The 18,734-nt window shown below is 34.5% G+C and carries 18 protein-coding genes; 6 read left to right on the plus strand and 12 right to left on the minus strand.

The genetic code is table 11. The annotated features are described in order from the left end of the window. Positions 1-139 precede the first annotated feature (139 nt). Positions 140-949 (plus strand): nitroreductase family protein, encoded by an 810-nt coding sequence (locus tag L6471_RS10485; RefSeq protein ID WP_006283361.1) that lies wholly within the window; start codon positions 140-142, stop codon positions 947-949. A gap of 265 nt (positions 950-1,214) precedes the next feature. On the opposite strand, the gene L6471_RS10490 is transcribed toward L6471_RS10485, so the two are convergent. The 3 genes from L6471_RS10490 to L6471_RS10500 form a co-directional block, all read right to left on the minus strand. Beyond that, the gene (locus L6471_RS10490; protein WP_006283360.1) at positions 1,215-1,586 is read right to left on the minus strand and encodes a DUF2023 family protein; all 372 of its coding nucleotides are present in this window, start codon (positions 1,584-1,586) and stop codon (positions 1,215-1,217) included. Between the two features lie 97 nt (positions 1,587-1,683). Continuing rightward, the gene (gene fldA, locus L6471_RS10495) at positions 1,684-2,178 is read right to left on the minus strand and encodes a flavodoxin FldA (RefSeq protein WP_006283359.1); all 495 of its coding nucleotides are present in this window, start codon (positions 2,176-2,178) and stop codon (positions 1,684-1,686) included. Between the two features lie 250 nt (positions 2,179-2,428). Continuing rightward, a complete protein-coding gene (locus L6471_RS10500) occupies positions 2,429-2,797 on the minus strand; it encodes a hypothetical protein (protein ID WP_039871114.1) in 369 nt (122 codons plus the stop codon). A gap of 389 nt (positions 2,798-3,186) precedes the next feature. Here L6471_RS10500 and L6471_RS10505 point away from each other — a divergent pair, with 389 nt between their 5' ends. Both L6471_RS10505 and aroC read left to right on the plus strand, forming a co-directional pair. Further along, positions 3,187-3,777, plus strand: a complete 591-nt coding sequence (locus L6471_RS10505; RefSeq protein ID WP_006283357.1) for an FKBP-type peptidyl-prolyl cis-trans isomerase — start codon at positions 3,187-3,189, stop codon at positions 3,775-3,777. 70 nt (positions 3,778-3,847) lie between these two features. Beyond that, the gene (gene aroC / locus L6471_RS10510; RefSeq protein WP_027452922.1) at positions 3,848-4,948 is read left to right on the plus strand and encodes a chorismate synthase; all 1,101 of its coding nucleotides are present in this window, start codon (positions 3,848-3,850) and stop codon (positions 4,946-4,948) included. A 756-nt stretch (positions 4,949-5,704) separates the two neighbouring features. Here the strand turns inward: aroC and L6471_RS10515 are convergent. The 4 genes from L6471_RS10515 to holA form a co-directional block, all read right to left on the minus strand. Continuing rightward, positions 5,705-6,613: a dihydroorotate dehydrogenase gene (locus tag L6471_RS10515; RefSeq protein ID WP_006283355.1), complete on the minus strand. Its 909-nt coding sequence runs from the start codon at positions 6,611-6,613 to the stop codon at positions 5,705-5,707. Further along, complete coding sequence (locus tag L6471_RS10520) at positions 6,601-7,377, minus strand: dihydroorotate dehydrogenase electron transfer subunit (protein ID WP_006283354.1); 777 nt, start codon at positions 7,375-7,377, stop codon at positions 6,601-6,603. Before L6471_RS10520 ends, L6471_RS10515 begins: the two co-directional genes overlap by 13 nt. Before the next feature lie 39 nt (positions 7,378-7,416). Continuing rightward, a complete protein-coding gene (locus L6471_RS10525; RefSeq protein ID WP_027452923.1) occupies positions 7,417-7,875 on the minus strand; it encodes a helix-turn-helix domain-containing protein in 459 nt (152 codons plus the stop codon). A gap of 960 nt (positions 7,876-8,835) precedes the next feature. Next, positions 8,836-9,867, minus strand: a complete 1,032-nt coding sequence (holA, locus tag L6471_RS10530) for a DNA polymerase III subunit delta (RefSeq protein WP_237797297.1) — start codon at positions 9,865-9,867, stop codon at positions 8,836-8,838. A 61-nt stretch (positions 9,868-9,928) separates the two neighbouring features. Here holA and L6471_RS10535 point away from each other — a divergent pair, with 61 nt between their 5' ends. Further along, positions 9,929-10,378 (plus strand): type I restriction enzyme HsdR N-terminal domain-containing protein, encoded by a 450-nt coding sequence (locus tag L6471_RS10535; protein WP_237797298.1) that lies wholly within the window; start codon positions 9,929-9,931, stop codon positions 10,376-10,378. Between the two features lie 1,171 nt (positions 10,379-11,549). Here L6471_RS10535 and L6471_RS10540 read toward each other — a convergent pair. Beyond that, positions 11,550-12,395 (minus strand): patatin-like phospholipase family protein, encoded by an 846-nt coding sequence (locus tag L6471_RS10540; protein WP_027452926.1) that lies wholly within the window; start codon positions 12,393-12,395, stop codon positions 11,550-11,552. Between the two features lie 282 nt (positions 12,396-12,677). On the opposite strand from L6471_RS10540, the gene L6471_RS10545 reads away from it, so the two are divergent. Next, entirely contained in the window at positions 12,678-14,021 is a 1,344-nt protein-coding gene (locus tag L6471_RS10545; RefSeq protein ID WP_051214612.1) for an MATE family efflux transporter, read from the plus strand. Positions 14,022-14,392: 371 nt separating this feature from the next. Here L6471_RS10545 and L6471_RS10550 read toward each other — a convergent pair whose 3' ends face one another. The 4 genes from L6471_RS10550 to L6471_RS10565 all read right to left on the minus strand — a co-directional run bounded on the left by L6471_RS10550 (position 14,393) and on the right by L6471_RS10565 (position 17,586). Beyond that, a complete protein-coding gene (locus tag L6471_RS10550; RefSeq protein WP_027452927.1) occupies positions 14,393-14,857 on the minus strand; it encodes a MaoC family dehydratase in 465 nt (154 codons plus the stop codon). 15 nt (positions 14,858-14,872) lie between these two features. Next, the gene (locus L6471_RS10555; RefSeq protein WP_006281841.1) at positions 14,873-15,706 is read right to left on the minus strand and encodes a zinc ribbon domain-containing protein; all 834 of its coding nucleotides are present in this window, start codon (positions 15,704-15,706) and stop codon (positions 14,873-14,875) included. A gap of 56 nt (positions 15,707-15,762) precedes the next feature. After that, complete coding sequence (locus L6471_RS10560; RefSeq protein WP_094448090.1) at positions 15,763-16,575, minus strand: Nif3-like dinuclear metal center hexameric protein; 813 nt, start codon at positions 16,573-16,575, stop codon at positions 15,763-15,765. 69 nt (positions 16,576-16,644) lie between these two features. Further along, positions 16,645-17,586: a DNA/RNA non-specific endonuclease gene (locus tag L6471_RS10565; protein WP_237797299.1), complete on the minus strand. Its 942-nt coding sequence runs from the start codon at positions 17,584-17,586 to the stop codon at positions 16,645-16,647. Positions 17,587-17,884: 298 nt separating this feature from the next. Between L6471_RS10565 and L6471_RS10570 the strand changes: the two genes are divergently transcribed. Further along, complete coding sequence (locus L6471_RS10570) at positions 17,885-18,412, plus strand: DKNYY domain-containing protein (RefSeq protein WP_036857818.1); 528 nt, start codon at positions 17,885-17,887, stop codon at positions 18,410-18,412. The last annotated feature ends 322 nt before the right edge of the window (positions 18,413-18,734 follow it).

The following is an 18,734-nucleotide window of genomic DNA, read 5'->3' on the forward strand; positions in this document are numbered from 1 at the left end:
TTATTATTTAGTTCAATATATATTCCCTGGCTTTCTTCGGATAGTCAGGGATTTTTTTGCCCACTTTCTTTGCAAATGTGCAAATAATATTGTATCTTTGCACCCCGAAACAAATCAAGAACAGTATTTAGGAAAAACAATGGCAGAAATTAATATCAATACGGACACTTGTATCATGTGTGGCAAGTGTACTCAAGTTTGTCCTCCTCATATTTTCATGCAACGCGAAAAGAAGACTCCCATACGTGTTTTCAAACCAGAGCGTTGTATCGATTGTGGCCACTGTGTAGACGTATGTCCTACCCACTCTATTGAGCATAGCAATATTCCTTATGAAAAGGTACATAAGATAGATTATAAGGATATGCCAACACCTGAGCAGTTAATGAATTTGCTGCATGCTCGAAGATCTAACCGAACGTTCACAGACAGAACAATTCAAGACAGTGCTTTCGAACAGATTATAGAAGCTGGCTACTATGCCCCTACTGCTGTTAACAACCGACAGGTAAAAATTACCTTGCTCAAAGATGCAGATCAACTGCTCCAAGTAAAGCAGTATGTTATGGATACCTTCCTAGAAATGGCTGCTAAAATGAAAGCTGAAAACAACGCAAACGAAGGTTACTATAATGCAGCCATGCTCGAAGGTCTAGTTAAATCGGCTACAAGAGGCAGAGATACAATTCTACGCGGATGTTCTGCAATCCTCGTATTCACAAGTAACCATGATATGGGTATACGAGACTGCCAATTGGCTTATCAGAATAGTTCACTAATGGCTCAGGCATTAGGCATCAGTCAAGTTTATCTAGGCTATGTACTTAATGCATATACCAATGGTGACCAGAAGAAACTTGAAGAAATTATGGGTGTAACTGATCATATCCAAGCTGTAATGGCTCTTGGTATACCAGCTTTCAGATATACCAATTATACAGAAAGATAAATCGAAATACCCCATAGGATATATCAATTGCATATATTTAAGTGTTTTAAGATCAAATAAAAAGCAGTTATCCTAAAAATGGAGACTGCTTTTTTGTTTACATGAAAATAAAGTAAAACACATATAGTCACAAAATATTACTGGGTGTACAAACAATAAAAGGAGTGTCTCACGACATTCCTTCTACTTTATTATACAAAAACATTATGAATTTTATTTTAGCGAACAAGATTTGAAAGTTTATCACATTCTCGTTTCTATACAGTTATTGTGCATTTTTGCACTCGCGGCATTTTTCTTTACGCTGACAATAGCGCTCACATTGCACACAAATGTCATATCCCAACATCGCACCTAATATAAAATCTTCTTCAGGAGTAAGTTTACTTAGAGGCTTTGTCACGATAAGTCGAATAGCATCCAGACACTCTTGACGGCCAAAATACAGATTTAACCGATCATTACCTACTGGCTGAATAAGATAATCAATATGAAGACTTTGCAAACGCTTTACTGCAAATGTTTCATATTTTTGATTGAAAGTGAAGAGTACCATCCTACGAACTCCTTTTTGATATTCGTAAATATGATTCATCAAAACTTTCATATCGGTTGGCATCAAGGTTGTCTGTGGCATGCTATTCTAACTTTAAGATGTGAGAGATATAAAAATAGTATATATAAAAATGGATGAGAATTCTTTCTATTAGAAATTCACTTTTATTGCTTCAAATTTATAAACTAGGTTTAATTGCCTGAAGCCAAGATTCTATACGCTCTTCCGTTTTGTCACTTTCATTTACATCATCAAGTGCAAGACCAACAAACTTTCCATCTACCACTGCTTCAGAATCATCAAACGTATAATCGTCTGCAGATACACCTTCAAGAACATTTGCACCAGCAGCCTGTACTGCATCATAAAGTTCTTTCAATGCTCCATTAAAAGTATCTGGATAACTCTCGCTATCGCCTGTACCAAAGAGTGCAACCGTTTTTCCAGCTAAACCAGTATCTTTTAAGGTGTTCACACCATCATACCAGTCATCCTGCAGTTCACCTGCACCCCAAGTAGAAGTACCTAATAAAAGATTATCATGATCCGCAATAACCTGCGAGTCAAGATTAGCTACATCAATAGCTTCTACACCTAGCTTCTCTGCAATATTCTCAGCGATAGCTTGCAATGTTCCTGTTGTGGAACCATATATTACAACTGTCTTTTTCATTTGGTTTTCGATAAATTTTAAATGAATGAAATAACTTATGATTTACAGTTGCAAAGATAAAGGCTTTTTAAATAACATGCAATACCTAAAAATTATGGTTTTACAAGAAAAGGTTTGCGATAAAAAATACTTATAATTAAGTAAGCAGATACCAATGAATAGTGATAATACTATCCACATACAAAAAAGCCGCAAACCTGATGAACAGATTCACGACTTTTTATAGCGAATAGAAATAATATCTTAACTGTTACTTGTTGATACCACGGTTGTTAAGGGTGGTGTTTAAAAGAACAAGATACTTACGATACTGAGAATCTGTAAGAACTGAACGAACGTACTTCAAATCATTCTTGATAGCCTTGTCAATGATTTCCTTACGATCTGAATTATTAGAAGCTGCTGCTGCATCCATAAGATCTGCACTAAAATTCTTGTGAATATCCTTGATGGCATCTTCCTGATGAATGTTCAATGAAAGAGCTTTAGAAAGACTCTCCATATTGACATTGGTCAAGTTGTAAGCTTCTACTGCTGTTGCAGCTGTTGTATTTTCATCTGCTGCAAAAGTTGCTGTCATACTGAACAAAGCTACTGCTAATAAAATCATCTTTTTCATAATCTTTTTACCTTTCAATCTTTTTCGTGAAGTAACCAAGCTTCACTTTTGTTAAACCTAAAATTATTATCCTAATTGTCTTAAAAAATAGATTTCTCCTAGTTATAGGAAACATCTTTCGATGTAATCTTTTTCCTTTTGACAATGCAAAGATAGCAATTATATCTTAGCCAACAAACAAATCGTTACTCTGTTATCGCAAACAGCCGTTTTTCTTGACTTAAATCAAACTTTTAAGTTTCATTTTGAAATTTGAACGCAAATTATGTAATAGATTGTAAGATACAGATAGCAAAATCATAATCATTCTATCACAATTCGAGCTGAAGACTTCAGAAATCCACTTTTTATTAGTACCTTTGCACCCAATAAGATTATATAAAGTTAAAATGAACGAAAAGAAGAACAAATTCTTTGCCATATCTTACACCTTGTATGATACTACAAACGGCAAACAAGAACTGGTAGAGAAGACTACTGAAGACAAGAACTTCAATTTCATCACAGGTATGGGCATAGCTCTCGAGGCATTCGAAAAACAGGTACTTGACTTGAATACAGGCGACAAGTTTGAATTCACTCTTAGTCCAACAGAGGCTTACGGTGAGAGAGACGAGAACTATGTGCTCGAACTGGAGAAAGAAATTTTCTCTCGTGATGGTAAGTTCGATGATGAGAATGTCAAAGTAGACGCTGTACTTCCATTACGCAGTGGCGACGGTAAAATTTTTTATGGTCGTGTTCTCAACATCACTGACGAGAAAGTAAAGATTGACATGAACCATCCTTTGGCTGGCAAACAACTTAGCTTCAAAGGCGAAGTTGTAGAAACTCATGAAGCAACCGTAGAAGAAATGGCTAAGTGGGCTTCAATGATGAGTGGCGAAGGTGGCTGTAGTGGTTGTGGCGGCAATTGCGACGGAAATTGCGGTGACGGTGGCTGCAACTGTGGCGATGGTAGCTGCGATTGTGGCAAATAATTACTAAAAAAGACAAGCAGAGCCAATATAGCTCTGCTTTTTATATCGTATATTATAAGAGGTAAAGATCATGAGGAATACTTTTGGAAATATTTTCACTCTGACTTCATTTGGCGAAAGTCATGGTACTGCTGTAGGTGGTATAGTTGACGGCTTCCCTGCCGGCATAGACATCGATTTAGAGTTTATTCAGAATGAACTGAAAAGACGAAAACCAGGACAAAGCAAAATTACGACAGACAGAAAAGAACCCGACCAAGTCGAATTTTTAAGTGGCATATTTGAGGGTAAATCAACAGGTACCCCCATTGCTTTCGAAGTGCGTAATACTAATCAACACTCTAAAGACTATGATAATATGCGCGAAGTCTTTAGACCCTCTCATGCAGATTTCACCTATTATAATAAATATGGTATAAGAGACCACCGTGGCGGTGGCCGCTCTTCTGCACGAATTACCATTGCAAGATGTGTAGGAGGTGCTTTAGCTAAACTCGCTCTAAAGCAATTGAATATTTCTATTCAAGCCTATACCTCACAAGTGGGTACAATCGCTCTGGATAAAGATTACCACAAATACGACTTATCTACTATAGAAGATAATATTGTAAGATGCCCAGACCAGGAAAAAGCCAAGGATATGGAAGACCTCATCGCTCAAATCAAAAAAGAAGGCGATACTATTGGCGGAACTATAACTTGCGTTATCAAAGGCTGTCCTGTTGGTCTTGGTGAACCTGAATTTGGTAAACTTCACGCTCAGTTAGGAGCTGCAATGCTTGGAATTAATGCTGTAAAAGGATTCGAATACGGCAACGGATTTGATGGAGCTTCTGCCCGGGGAAGTGAAGTTAACGATGAATTTATTCCTCGAAAAAATATTGCACTCCAGAACCTTGCTGATAAAGTTACGACTTGCACCAACAACAGTGGAGGCATACAAGGAGGAATAAGTAACGGACAAGATATCTATTTTAGAGTGGCATTTAAACCTGTTGCAACTCTACTTCATCCTCAAAATACGGTAGATATCCACGGAGAAGCAACATCATTGGATGTAAGAGGTAGACATGATCCATGTGTACTCCCTAGAGCTGTCCCTATCGTGGAAGCTATGGCCGCTATGGTCATTCTTGATAATTATTTACTGAATAAGACTACAAAAATCTAAAAAAATAAGAGTACAAGAAAATTTATACGAATTATAGTAGTTCGTATTGAGATTTTTTGTACCTTTGCACTATACAATAAATGAAGGTACTTGTGAAAGCCTCTTTATTTAGTAGTTAAGTCTAGTTTAGTTTTTGTGTTGGTTGAGGGTAGCTTTTAAGTTACCCTCAAATTTTTATGGCCTTCTTATTCTAATAAAGCGCTTATAATATAATATGCATATTTGTACTTATAAAAACTGTATAGAGAAAACGTATACATGCCACAAATCTTCTACTATTTGTTTATATCCCCTTAACTTGTATCCAGTTTATATACTGTTCTTCTAGAACTTTATCTTCTTAAAAAAGTTTCCAAAATGAAATACCATTTCATTTATAATAGACCAATCAAAAATCTATATCTTAAAAAAAATGCAGAGAGCATTCTACTTATGCTTTGTTCAATATTTACGTCATTAACAGATTCTATAAACTAAATAGTACCTACATAATAGCCCATAAAAACCCTACTCTATTAAACTTTAAGAATAGGACATAATCACAATTTATCTATTTAGGATTAATTAATCAGTTTATTACTACATTCATTAATATTTGTATTTATAGATTTATGTATCATATAAATACCAACATCAAATATAATTGCTATAAAAATCTACATATCAGCCCAGTAAGAAAATTTTCGAACTTAAAAAGTCACTCAACTCTTGTTTCCAAAGAGTCGAGTGACTTTACACTATGTTTTATGAACTGTATTAGTCAATAGCCCCAATAATCTCCTCAACTGATTTACATCCATGTGCATCAAGCCAATCACTTATACCATCTTTGATTTTCTTAGTTACTGCTGGATCCAGGAAATTAGCAGTTCCTACTTCAATAGCAGTTGCACCACACATCAAAAATTCAATAGCATCCTGAGCTGTGCAAATACCACCTAAACCAACAACAGGGATTTTAACAGCATGAGCTACATCATAAACCATTCTAAGTGCTACAGGCTTAACAGCTGGTCCACTTAATCCACCAGTGCGAATACTGAGAAGAGGCTTACGCTTCTCTATATCCACAGCCATGCCCATCAATGTATTAATAAGAGAAACACTATCAGCACCTTCAGATTCACATGCACGTGCAATCTCAGCAATATCAGTAACATTAGGAGAAAGCTTCACTATCATAGTTTTATGATACACTTCGCGAACAGCTTTAACAATACTTGAAGCACCTCTTACACTTGTACCAAAAGCCATTCCACCATTCTTTACATTAGGACAACTAATATTAACTTCTATAGCTGGTATACCATCAAGTGCGTCTAATTTTTCAGCACACGCTGCATAATTTTCTGGAGAACTACCACTTACATTGACGATCATATTTGTGTCTATATCCTTAATTTGAGGATAAATATGATTAATGAAGTAATCTACACCTTTATTCTGTAACCCCACACAATTAAGCATACCCTGAGCTGTTTCTGCCATACGAGGATAGTCGTTACCTTGACGAGGAAGCAAAGTGGTACCTTTAACTATAATACCACCTATTTCTTCTAAAGGCACAAAATCAGCATATTCAAGCCCATAACCAAAGGTACCAGATGCTGTCATTACAGGGTTTTTAAGTTTTAAGTCATTTATTTTTACATTTAAAGCTGCCATAGTAATTTCTTTATATTAAATACAGGTCCATCTTGACAAACACGAAGATTTCCTTCTGTTGTATTTTCAACACAACATAAACAAGCACCTACACCACAAGCCATTTTATTTTCTAAAGAAGCCTCACACTCAATGCCAGCTTTATTAGCGAAACGAGCTACACTAACCATCATTGGACCAGGACCACAAGTAGAAATCTGATCAAAAGACTCATTCTCAAGAATACTGTGATTAGTAACAAAACCTTTCTCACCCAAACTTCCATCCTCTGTAGTTACATATACACGTCCATATTGCTTGAACAATTCAAGCTCAAGCAAATCTTTGGCAGAACGTGCTCCAAGAAGGAAAACTGGTTCACACCCCATATCTCTAATTACCTTACCAAAATATAGTAAAGGAGCAACACCTACACCACCACCAACAAGCAAAAACTTTTTGCCTGTTTCTATAGGAAGAGTGAACCCATTACCTAATGGCATTACACAATTGAGGGTATCACCGGCTTTCAACTTTGCCAACTGTCGAGTACCATCACCAACAATAGCTACCAAAAGCCATAATTGGTTATTGTCACGATCTACGAAATTAATTGAAATTGGACGACGAAGGAACGTCGCAGGCGAATGATCTATTCGCACCTCTAGAAATTGTCCAGGAATAATCTCTGGTAAAGGCTTTAAATCTGTTAACTTGATAAGTACATGTTTATCACTCAAAGCTTCTACCGAGATTACTTGAAGGTCTAAAATAAACTTTTTCATTTTTGCTCTTTGCAATATGTTTATGCAAAGATACAAAAATTATTTTTTAGGCACAAACGTATCGAATGTTCCATCATCATAAAATACAGTAATCGTAGCAACTCTTCGTTTAGGTTTGTCAACATCTTTTACCACAATATGACTATGTATTTTGGGTGTATTTTGTACACAATGTGTATCAGGTGTATCAAATTGCATGGAAGATAGTAAACTAGAATCATCATTTACTTCATTATCTACTTGATCACCATTTTGCTCAATAAGGGTAGGAGCTACCTCTGAAGCTTCATTTTGAAACATTTCTCCCTGACCAAACATAAGCCATGCCAAATTAATGGTAGGGAACTTTTTCTGAATAGCTTCAACTGTATTAAGGGTTGGCTTTGTACGACCACCAAAAATATTACTTAGTGATGCTGCTGAGATATCTATATAAGCTGCAAAACTCTGTTGAGTCATATGCTGACTTTCCATCAATTGCTTGATTCGATCTTTCATAATTACAGTAGTTTTTTGTATTAATGGCGAAAAATACTTCTCGCTTAAAGATTTTACAAAGATAAAATATTTTTTCGAAATATACAATATGTAAATTAAATATTTTGAATTATAAATTAAGATTTATAATCTTTAAATTCATAAATAACATAATTAGCAAAGTGTATTTCGATCTTTTAGATTTATAAATGTAAATACAGGTATGTAATACCCTGCAAAGCAAGTATTTAGAAAAAAAACATAAAATACTGACTATTCCTCAGTTACATTACAAGAAGAATAACCAATATGTAGACATATTGATGATTTACCCCTAAAAAATATGATTCACATAAGTAAAAAGAAAAAAGTTTCACATGTAAGTATCTAACTTTCAGGCACTTATCTGAGTATTATTCAAATTGTATAATTATAGGTTTAAATTTTGAATTATTAAGGTTTTATATTTTATAATTTTAATCAGTAAACTAAATATTTTCTTTAGTTTTATAAATAATACCTATAAACAAGTAAAATCAACTTTATTTATATAAATCACACAAATAAAGATTCAAGAAATTAAATGTAACAATTTGTTAATGGTAAATCAAATCGAACTAAAAATAATGAAAATCCCTTTTTTTCTGAAATTCACCACAGTACTATACAATTCTAAAAAATACGAGAATTTTAGCACACTAAAAACAACATAACTTACTATATACCAACACTTTATGACAGATTTTAAATGTCTAAAAAGAACGCAATCTAGCTTTAAACAGAGCTAATTTGCCCCAAAAATATTCTATTATTTAAAAGAAAACACCTATATTAATATAAAAAAGGCTCTATTTAACTGCTAACACATGTTAAATAGAGCCTAGAACTAGAAAACTTCTAAAACTATTCTTAGAAAGAGAAAGCTACCATCAAAAAAAACATATCCAATAATTAATATGAAATTCCCATTTATCTCACAGATTAATGAAGAATAAAAAAGACCAATTCTTTCATTAATTCTCCCGCACCTGTATTTGGATTTTTAATACCTTTACTCTTTGCGTCGACCTCTCTCATCTTATCTACAATCTGCATTACTTTCATACCAGAATAGTTCTTCATTCCTGTAATATAATCACGAGCTGCCCATCCATTTCTCAAATCCAAGAAATTTGCAAGAGCATCAGGATCTTGTTTTTGTGGAGCATAGTATGCTACCATCAAATTTTCGAAATAAGAAAAGAGCAAAGGGAGAAAAGAGTACATAGAACCAGCCTTTGGGTTACTGTCAAAGTATTTTACTATCTGATTTACTTTAAAAACATCTCTATTGATTATTGCATTTCTCAATTCAAATCCATTAAAATCTTTACTAACTCCAATTTCCTTTTCTACAATTTCAGGTGTTACTCGTCTATCATTTTCAGGAAGAGAGATTAGGACCTTATCCAACTCTGAGGTTAATCGACTCAAATCTGCACCCACGTGATCAACAATCATCATCGAAGCCTTAGCTTCAATGGTAGCTTTTCGTTCTTTTAAATAAGTTTCTATAAAACCAGGAAGCTCCCTATCACGCAACTTTTTACTTTCAAAAATTACACCACCATTAGCCTGAGCTATCGCATAGATTTTTTTCCTTTTATCTATAGGACCGTTCTTGTGACAAAATACCAAAATCGTACTTTTAGCTGGTTTTTGGAAATATTTCTCTAAAATATCCAAATTTTTTAGATTTTGCGATTCTTTCACGATAACAACCTGATATTCAGCCATTATAGGATATCTCGATGCAATATCTACAATTTGAGCTGCAGTAACATCAGAACCGAAAACTATTATCTGATTAAAATCTCTTTGATCGGGCTGCAGAACGTTATCTACAATGTAATTTGAAATTTTATCAATATAAAAACTTTCATCACCTTCTAATATATATATTGGCGAGAAATTCCGAGCCTTTAGATCCTTCATAAGAGATCCATAACTCACTTCAGATTTCTTTTCTATCATAACCTTGATTTAAGAAAGATAAAATTACTATCTTTGCATGAACAAATGCAAAGTTAGCAAAATGATTTCATTAAACCTTCCCCCATTTAAAACAAAATTATCAGGCACTATAGAGAAGCCTACCATTTTTGATATTCTACGAAAAAAATATGTTTCCATTACTCCTGAAGAATGGGTAAGGCAACATTTTATACATTATCTAATTGAAAAACTGAATTATCCACAATCTCTTATGGCTAATGAAGTTAATCTTAAAATAGGTGACAAAAATGTAAGAGCAGACAGTGTACTGTATGACAAGAACTTACATCCTCAGATGATTATCGAATATAAAGCACCACACATAAAAATTACACAAAAGGTATTTGATCAAATTACTGTATACAATATGCTATTACATGTTGATTATTTAATTGTATCAAATGGCATTCAACACTATATTTGCAAAATAGATTATAAAAACCAAAAATATATATTTCTAAAAGAGATCCCAAGATATGAAAATATTTAACATTATATACAGGCATGAATTTAAAAGAAAGAATTAAAGTTTTCAATTAACTAATACTATTTCTGTAGAAAAAGAAAGTGAAACAAGAATTGAAAGCATCCCTCCAAAAAATGAATATAATATAGACGACTTAAAGTACTAACTCTAGGCATTTAATACTCGTAAGCTAAGATTTATGATACTACAAACAGCACATCTATTAGCAATAAATGCAACAAAAAGCATTTTTAAGCCATTACAGACTATAAATCATAGAGAAACATACTCTGCTAACATTTTATTAAAACAACCTCTCTGAAAGCATTATTTACAGCTTCTAGAATAAAACCGCTAAGGAAACCCTCCTCCATTAATAATACACTAACAAAACCAGGAGAAAAGATGCGGTAACAGTACCAAAACAAAGAAAATGATTATCCTACCCTATTTTAAACATTAATTACTAATAGATTTATTTCAAAATCCATATATCACTCACTATTTATAGATTATTCATTATATGATAAGTTAATTTATAAAAAGAAGATTTCTCATTAATATACTAATAATAAAAACATTAATATCTTAATGCGTTATCTATTAATCGCTTATAAATATATTATTAATGATTGTTCTATATTTAAATACATCATTAATAAACACGACAACAGATAGATTTTACATTTAACAATATATAAATATAACTATTGATGATTTATAGTTATATATATTTATCATTTATTAATTTCAATATTTTTAAACTCACGAATAAACAAGAAGCAAGATTTAAGACCTACTCTAGCTATTATTATGGTATTACAAGAATCGAAATACAATCACCCCAAAAAACTATTTATCAATTCATTATATTATGATTTATTGATTTGTCATAAATAGCTATAATTTTCAGTCACTAAAAAGTTATTTTAGTTATCCATCTTGCTTATATGGCAGCTTTTTAGTAGAATGCCGATAAAATACAAAGAATAATTAAAGTAATTGGAGGATTACATTTGAAAAAGACAACTAGATATCGCATATAATCAGCAATTAAAAGTCGTATCTTTGACAATAAAAAGTTTTAGCAGGTATAAATAAATTAATTAATAATTCTAATGACAAAGTATTAGTTGGTTCTATGAAAAAGCATAAACTAAAAAAAAGAGAATAGTCCAACTATTCTCTTAACATATTATACCATAAAGCTAATAATATCATCTAATCGATTTTCTGCCACTCTTCTACCCAGCTCATACGTTATCTGCATTTCTTCTGGATCATGCGATATATGTCCAATGGCCAATTTATTTGCCGGTCTCATCACTAAAATATTACCTTTTTTCTCTTCTACAGCAAGATAATCTAACTCAAAATTATACATTTCATGACGCCGAGCCATCGCATCAATAAATCTTGGATATTTACGGAGCACTATCTTCATCAGTGGCATTAACTTATTTTTCTGTTTAATAAACCCTTCAGGTTGGGTAAGTACCACCACATTCTGTTGAAAACCCTTTTGCTGAAAAAAACGTAATGGTATCGAATCAGCAACTCCCCCATCGAGAAATTTTCGATTATTGATATTCACAATCTTCGAAGCCAAGGGCATAGATGCCGAAGCACGAATATATTCTAGACTTTCATAATCAACTTTATCTATCTTTTGATAAACAGGTTCACCAGTTTCTACATCCGTGCAAACTATCCAAAATTCCGTTTTATTTTCCTGGAAAGTTTTCACATCAAAAACATCAATATATTCTGGCATATAATGGTAGTCAAATTCGCCACCAAAATAATCACCAGTTAGAAACCAAGATCGAAGAGAAGCATATCTCCAATCATGAGCTAGTTTTTTGTTATACCGTATCACACGCCCAGGTTGACGTGATATAATATTACAGCCAAAACAGGCTCCAGCTGAAACACCAACAACACCATCAAACTCTATTTTCTGCTCCATCAAGACATCCATGACACCTGCAGAAAATAATCCACGAAGCGCACCTCCTTCTAATACAAGTCCTTTCTTCATATTTTTAATTTTCATGAGAAATTACAAAGGTACATATAAAAATGGAAATGCAAGAGCGCTTTTTATTTTTTATAAGAGATAAACAAATTGACATACATCAAGCCTACTACCATATAATAAGGCAATTACTTTTCGTTCAAAAGGTAATCCACCTAAAAGATGTAACTTTGCAGCCAAATAAGATTATTAACAATATACAGACAAGCAATAAGGGATGATTACAATTAAAATTTACTATTATAAGTAAAATGGTCATACATCCTGAACAACTAATCTCAAAATATGAATCAGAAAGCTAATCAAATCGATATGCTACACGGCCCTTTATTGGGAAAAATTATTAAGTTTGCAATTCCATTTGCAGCAAGCAGCATTCTACAACAACTATTCAATACAGTAGACGTTGCTGTCGTTGGACGATTTGCTAACAGCGAAGCTTTAGCTGCCGTTGGAGCTAATACATTTATCATCAATCTGATGATAAATCTATTTATAGGTATATCTATAGGAGCTAATGTCATATTAGCTAATCATATAGGACAACATGACGATACCAAAATAAAACACGCAATAAGTACCACATATAGTCTAGCACTTATCAGTGGTACCATTCTTCTTGCCCTCGGTTTACTATTATCTGATCCAATACTAAAGGCTATGGGTACACCAAGAAATATTATTCATGCAGCAACGACCTATCTTAGAATTTATTTTCTTAGTGCACCATTCTTCATGACATACAATTTTGGAGCTGCCATTTTAAGGAGCAAGGGCGATACCCGACGGCCTCTCTACATTCTATTAGCAGCAGGCGTCTTGAATACAATTCTCAACCTTATTTTAGTAATCGTGTTTAAGATGAATGTAGCTGGCGTTGCCATTGCTACCGGCATTGCCAATGCTTTTAGCGCTGCAGCAATAATATGGCTTTTACTCCATGAGAACGGAGCTTTTCGATTACATCCCAGCCAGCCAAAAATCTATACAACGGAATTAAAACACATTCTAAAGATAGGTATACCAGCAGGTTTACAAGGAATGGTATTCTCATTCAGCAACGTATTTGTCCAAACTGCTATTAATAGTTACGGTTCTGCAGCAATAGCTGGGGCATCTATATCTCAGACATTTGACAGTTATTGTTATTACCTGATGTTAGCTTTTAGCGGAGCTGCTGTTACTTTTACAGGACAGAACTACGGAGCAGCAAAGTACGATAGATGCAAACACATATTTTGGATATGCTTTATAAATGGAGCTTTAGTATGCTTTATCGCCAACATGCTCTTCATTACATTTGCAGATTCAGTATTGAATCTATTCACGACAGATGGAAACGTGATAAAATATGCCAAATTACGAATGGACTATGTTTTAATATTCCAATCGATAGCTGCATGTTATGACATACCTGCATCATCTATGAGAGGATTTGGATATTCACTCACACCAGCCTTGCTTACAATCATAGGAACATGCTTGCTCCGTTTAACATGGATAACCTTCATATGTCCAATATGGCCAGGGTTTGGACATCTTATGTTATGCTATCCTATTTCATGGTGTCTAACCAGCATTTTAGTTGGCTGCACATATATATCCAAATGGCATCAATCACTATGCTAAGAACTTTCTTTAAATAAAAAGGTGTCTTGTATGAAAATAAAAGCAAAATCGCCTAAAAATATTTTTTTTAATAAACAAAGATAGATTTTCGTTATAAATACTTGCAACTATGTAACATTTTGACTAATTTTGTAACCGAGAAATACAAATTATATTTGCGATTAGCATAAACCAGAAAACTTCACATGAAAAAACAAAAAATTCTATTCGTATTTATTCTTGTTACAGCAGCATTGTGGCTGCTCAATTTGTAAATTCAAAATGTTCACAACATCTTAAAAGAAGCAATTAAGGTTCCTATGTATTAGCAAAGGAACCTTAACTATTTTTATCTAAGTCACTCTTGTTTTAGAATATCTTAGAACACTCATTTATTTAAAATAATAGAGGAAAGTAGCCTCACCCTTTAATGCTGGTTTTCTTTGACCCTCCACTTCCATTTGGAAGTCTATGGTAGCCTTACAGATACCACGAAGATTCTCTATACTTGCCAACTTAGTCACAAGGCGCAACTTACTTCCTACTGGCACAGGGATACCGAAACGCATCTTATCCATACCATAATTTACCATCATTGTGAGGTTATTAACTTCGATAATCTGATTCCAGAAATAAGGAAGTAATGACAAAGTAAGATATCCATGAGCTATAGTACTCTTATAAGGACTCTCCACCTTAGCACGATCAACATCAACATGAATCCATTGATGATCGAGTGTTGCATCAGCAAAAGCATTAATACGCTCTTGATCTACCTTCAACCACTCTGACGTACCGAGTTCCTTGCCTAAATAAGAGGCAAACTCATCATAGCTATTTACAATTAATTTTCCCATGGTTACATTATATAATTATTCTGCCTCTTCGTCGTCAGCTTTTTTCTTACGAATAACACGCTTACGCTTAGGCTTTTCTTCCAAACCTGGAGCTGCTACCTTTACACCTGCCAATTCAGGATCAATAAGAATACGACCACAGTACTCACAAACAATGATTTTCTTATGCATCTTAATATCTAGCTGGCGCTGAGGTGGAATCTTATTGAAGCAACCACCACATGCATCACGCTGTACATACACGATACCCAAACCATTACGAGCACCCTTACGAATACGCTTGAAACTAGTCAACAATCTTGGTTCTATCTTCTTTTCTAATTCTGCAGCCTTCTCTTTTAAGAGCTCTTCTTCCTCACGAGTTTCCTGCATAATGTCATCAAGCTCAGCCTGTTTGCTCTCGAGAGCAGAAGTACGATCCTCAATTTTACGACGAGTTTTCTCTAACTCTGCAGTTTTATCTTCTACCTTAAACTGAGCCTCTTTAATTTTCTTATTACAAAGTTCTATTTCCAAAGTTTGGAATTCGATTTCCTTTGTAAGAGTATCATATTCTCGGTTATTAGCAACAGTATCAAGCTGCATTTTATAACGCTCAACACTTGCTTCAGCATCCTCTATTTCGCCTTTCTTCTGAATAACGGCACGACGGAAATCTTCAATTTCTCTTCCGATTTTCTCTTCATGAGTATGAAGACCTTCGATTTCGTCTTCCAAGTCTTTTACTTCCAATGGAAGTTCACCTCTTAAAGCACGCTTTTCGTCTATCTGACTCAAAGTAGTCTGAAGCAGGAAGAGGGTTTTCAATTTCTCTTCAACTGTCAAATCTGTTGGATCTTTCTTTGCCATAATGATATAATTTATGTAATTCTATTATCTTTATTATTTTCTTTTATAACTATTTATTAAAGATAGATAATCGGATTGGTATTAATCTCAGATAATACACATCTTACACCAGGACATTTTTCTTCGATAATCTGCTTAAAGATCTCCCTAGTATACTGTTCACTCTGATAGTGACCGATTACGCAGATCTGAATTTCCTGATCATGTCCAAAGTATTCATGATAATGCATTTCACCAGTGATAAAAGCATCTGCCCCTGCTGCAATAGCCGTATCGAGCATAAAGCTACCAGCTCCACCGCATAAAGCAACTTTTTTTATTTCTCGCCGAAGAAGCTGATTGCACTGTACACATTCTACTTCAAACTGTTTACGAAGCATCAAAACCAAATCGTCTGCAGCTAGGGGGGTAGAAAATTCTCCTATAATCCCCTCGCCACCAACCAACTGACTTTCTTCATCAGAATAGCATTCATCGAGATGTTGAGTTTTGCCTAGGAACTGAATATTTTCAAGTCCCATCTTTTCAGCTATTTTGAAATTGACACCACCAAAAGCACTATCCATATTCGTATGCATGCTTACGATAGCAATATCATTCTTTATAGCTTTCATGACAGTACGCTGTACATAATCCTCACCAGTAATACGACGAAGCTTATGGAAAATAAGAGGATGATGACTTACAATTAGGTTACACCCCTTTGCTATAGCCTCATCAACGACACATTCCGTCACGTCAAGACACAATAAAGCCCCTGAGACTTCCGCCTCTGTTAATCCACATTGCAAGCCTGCATTATCATAGCTTTCCTGCAAGGGCAGAGGCGCGAACTGTTCAAGGGCATTGATCACCTTTAATATTTTCACGCTAAAATTTTTATTTTAGAATGCAAAGATAATCATTTTTTGCGAATAGCGAAAATATTTTATGCTTTTTTACCAATCTTCTAAATTAGCTTCTTGTTCAATTTGGTTTTCTAACTTATCTGGCAAGGAAGCAAAAAAATCGATTTTAGTAATCCGCTCGATTTGATCCACACTATTTACGTAACTCTTCTTAGGGCGATTTCCCTCGATATTACGATACACAAAACCTATCGCCTTAGGTCTACCCACCAAACAGAGCACCACTTTGAAAAAAGCCTCTGGCACCGTGACCTTCGCTTTACCTATCATTTTATGGTTCTTACCTATTAATATAGGGCCACTCACGATATAGACATCGCCGTATTTTTTTGCCCATGCTCTGCACTGTCCCTCTATCTCGTTCCAGTCTCCACTGTTAAGTCCATGCACCTGCGGACACATATTACTCATCAAGAAACATTCTTCTTGAGCCCGTTTACTCCATTTGTTATCCCCAGAAGGGCACATGTGCCCCCTATCATAGCCACTTCGTGCATAATCATACGTAGTGACCACTGTACCTTCCACCTCTTCGTCAGCCGTAAAAGCGATACCCTTACGCTTATAAGGACCATTCGTGTGTGCTTGGGTCAGATGCCAAGCCACCCAATTTGGAATTTTTAATTCCTGATTATAAGATACGGTATAGGCATACCGGTAAAGAATTTGCTCAGGTCTGTCAGTTAGTCTAGCAGGAAGATAATTAGCATACTTAGTCGAGCTTGAAGAGTTCGATTCTCCATCCGACTCAACTTGAAAATTTTCCCTATTACTCGATGAATTATTCCTATCATCCGACAAATCCTTATCGTTCACCAAATAATCTATCGCTTTCTGAGCATTCTCTATCTTATTCGCTGTTCTTTCTACATCTGAAAGTAATTCTCCAGACTTTTGATTTTGCCATTTACAACTACTTGTTAATCCCGCAAGTAGCAAAACAGCGATACATGGTATATTTTTCCTTTTCATACGAATGCAAAGGTAATAATTTCTGATGAAAACGGATTAGGCTTACAGAAACAAAAAAGCGTAGCCACCTAAAAATACATGCTAAGGCTAAATACCGAACGGACACGGATCGCTTACACGGACGAAAAAAGAAATACATAGAGGGAACCATAAACTGAGAAAGGACCAACGGAAGAAATTGCTGTGAAAAATAGTAAAAATAAATTAGGGATTTCCCCCTACAAAATAGGTAAATCTTATTTTATTCTTATCAATTCGTATTACCTTTGCATCATTAACCAAATAAAACTATAAGAAGATGAAACAGTCAATATTTTTACGCAAATCGATTCTATTGGTAGCAATGATGGGAATCACCCAGCTTACTAATGCCCAGCGTTATGAGATAGATCACGATCATGTCTATTTCGATCGTGAATTATTGAAATATGCCGATGCTCATACCTTCCGAGATTTAGGTTGTGGCTATGCCAAGGATATGTATAATGTATATATGGATGGGCGCGTGCTTGAGAATGTTGATCCAGCTTCTTTCCGACTGAAGGAATCCACCAGCTGGCGTAATCGTAAAGGTATAAACGAACCGCTTTCTTCGATTCGCGGTTATTACAAAACCAAGTTCAACGTCTATTATGGTGATAAGAAGATAGATGCTGTACCAGGTTCGTTTAAGGAACTGGGTGGTGGCTATGCTAAGGATGCTTTCAATGTGTTCTATTATGGTGAAAAAATAAAAGGAGCCATGGCTACATCCTTTAAATATAGGGGTAATGGCTATGCTGAAGATAGCTTTGATGTTTATTACAGAGGAAAAAAGATTGAATAAACAGATGATTATAATAACAAAAAAGCGGTAGATCTTCATCCCCGCCAACCGAAAGAGGTATACGGCAAAAGCCGAACCTCTTTTTCAAAAACAACAAATAATAAACCTAATACTAATCTTAATAACCTTTATATCTAATAACCTAATCTAACTTAATACAATACTTAATATATATATCGGCAACTTTAAGCAATATCCCTGCAATCTTTATTTACCTTAAGCAATACCTAATTTTACAATCTATAAATCTAACTAATAATTTCTTTTTAAAAACAACCTAAACAATCAATAACCTAAAAACTAATAAATCTATATATTTTCT

The sequence above is a fragment of the Segatella bryantii genome (assembly GCF_022024215.1).
GTDB lineage: Bacteria > Bacteroidota > Bacteroidia > Bacteroidales > Bacteroidaceae > Prevotella > Prevotella bryantii.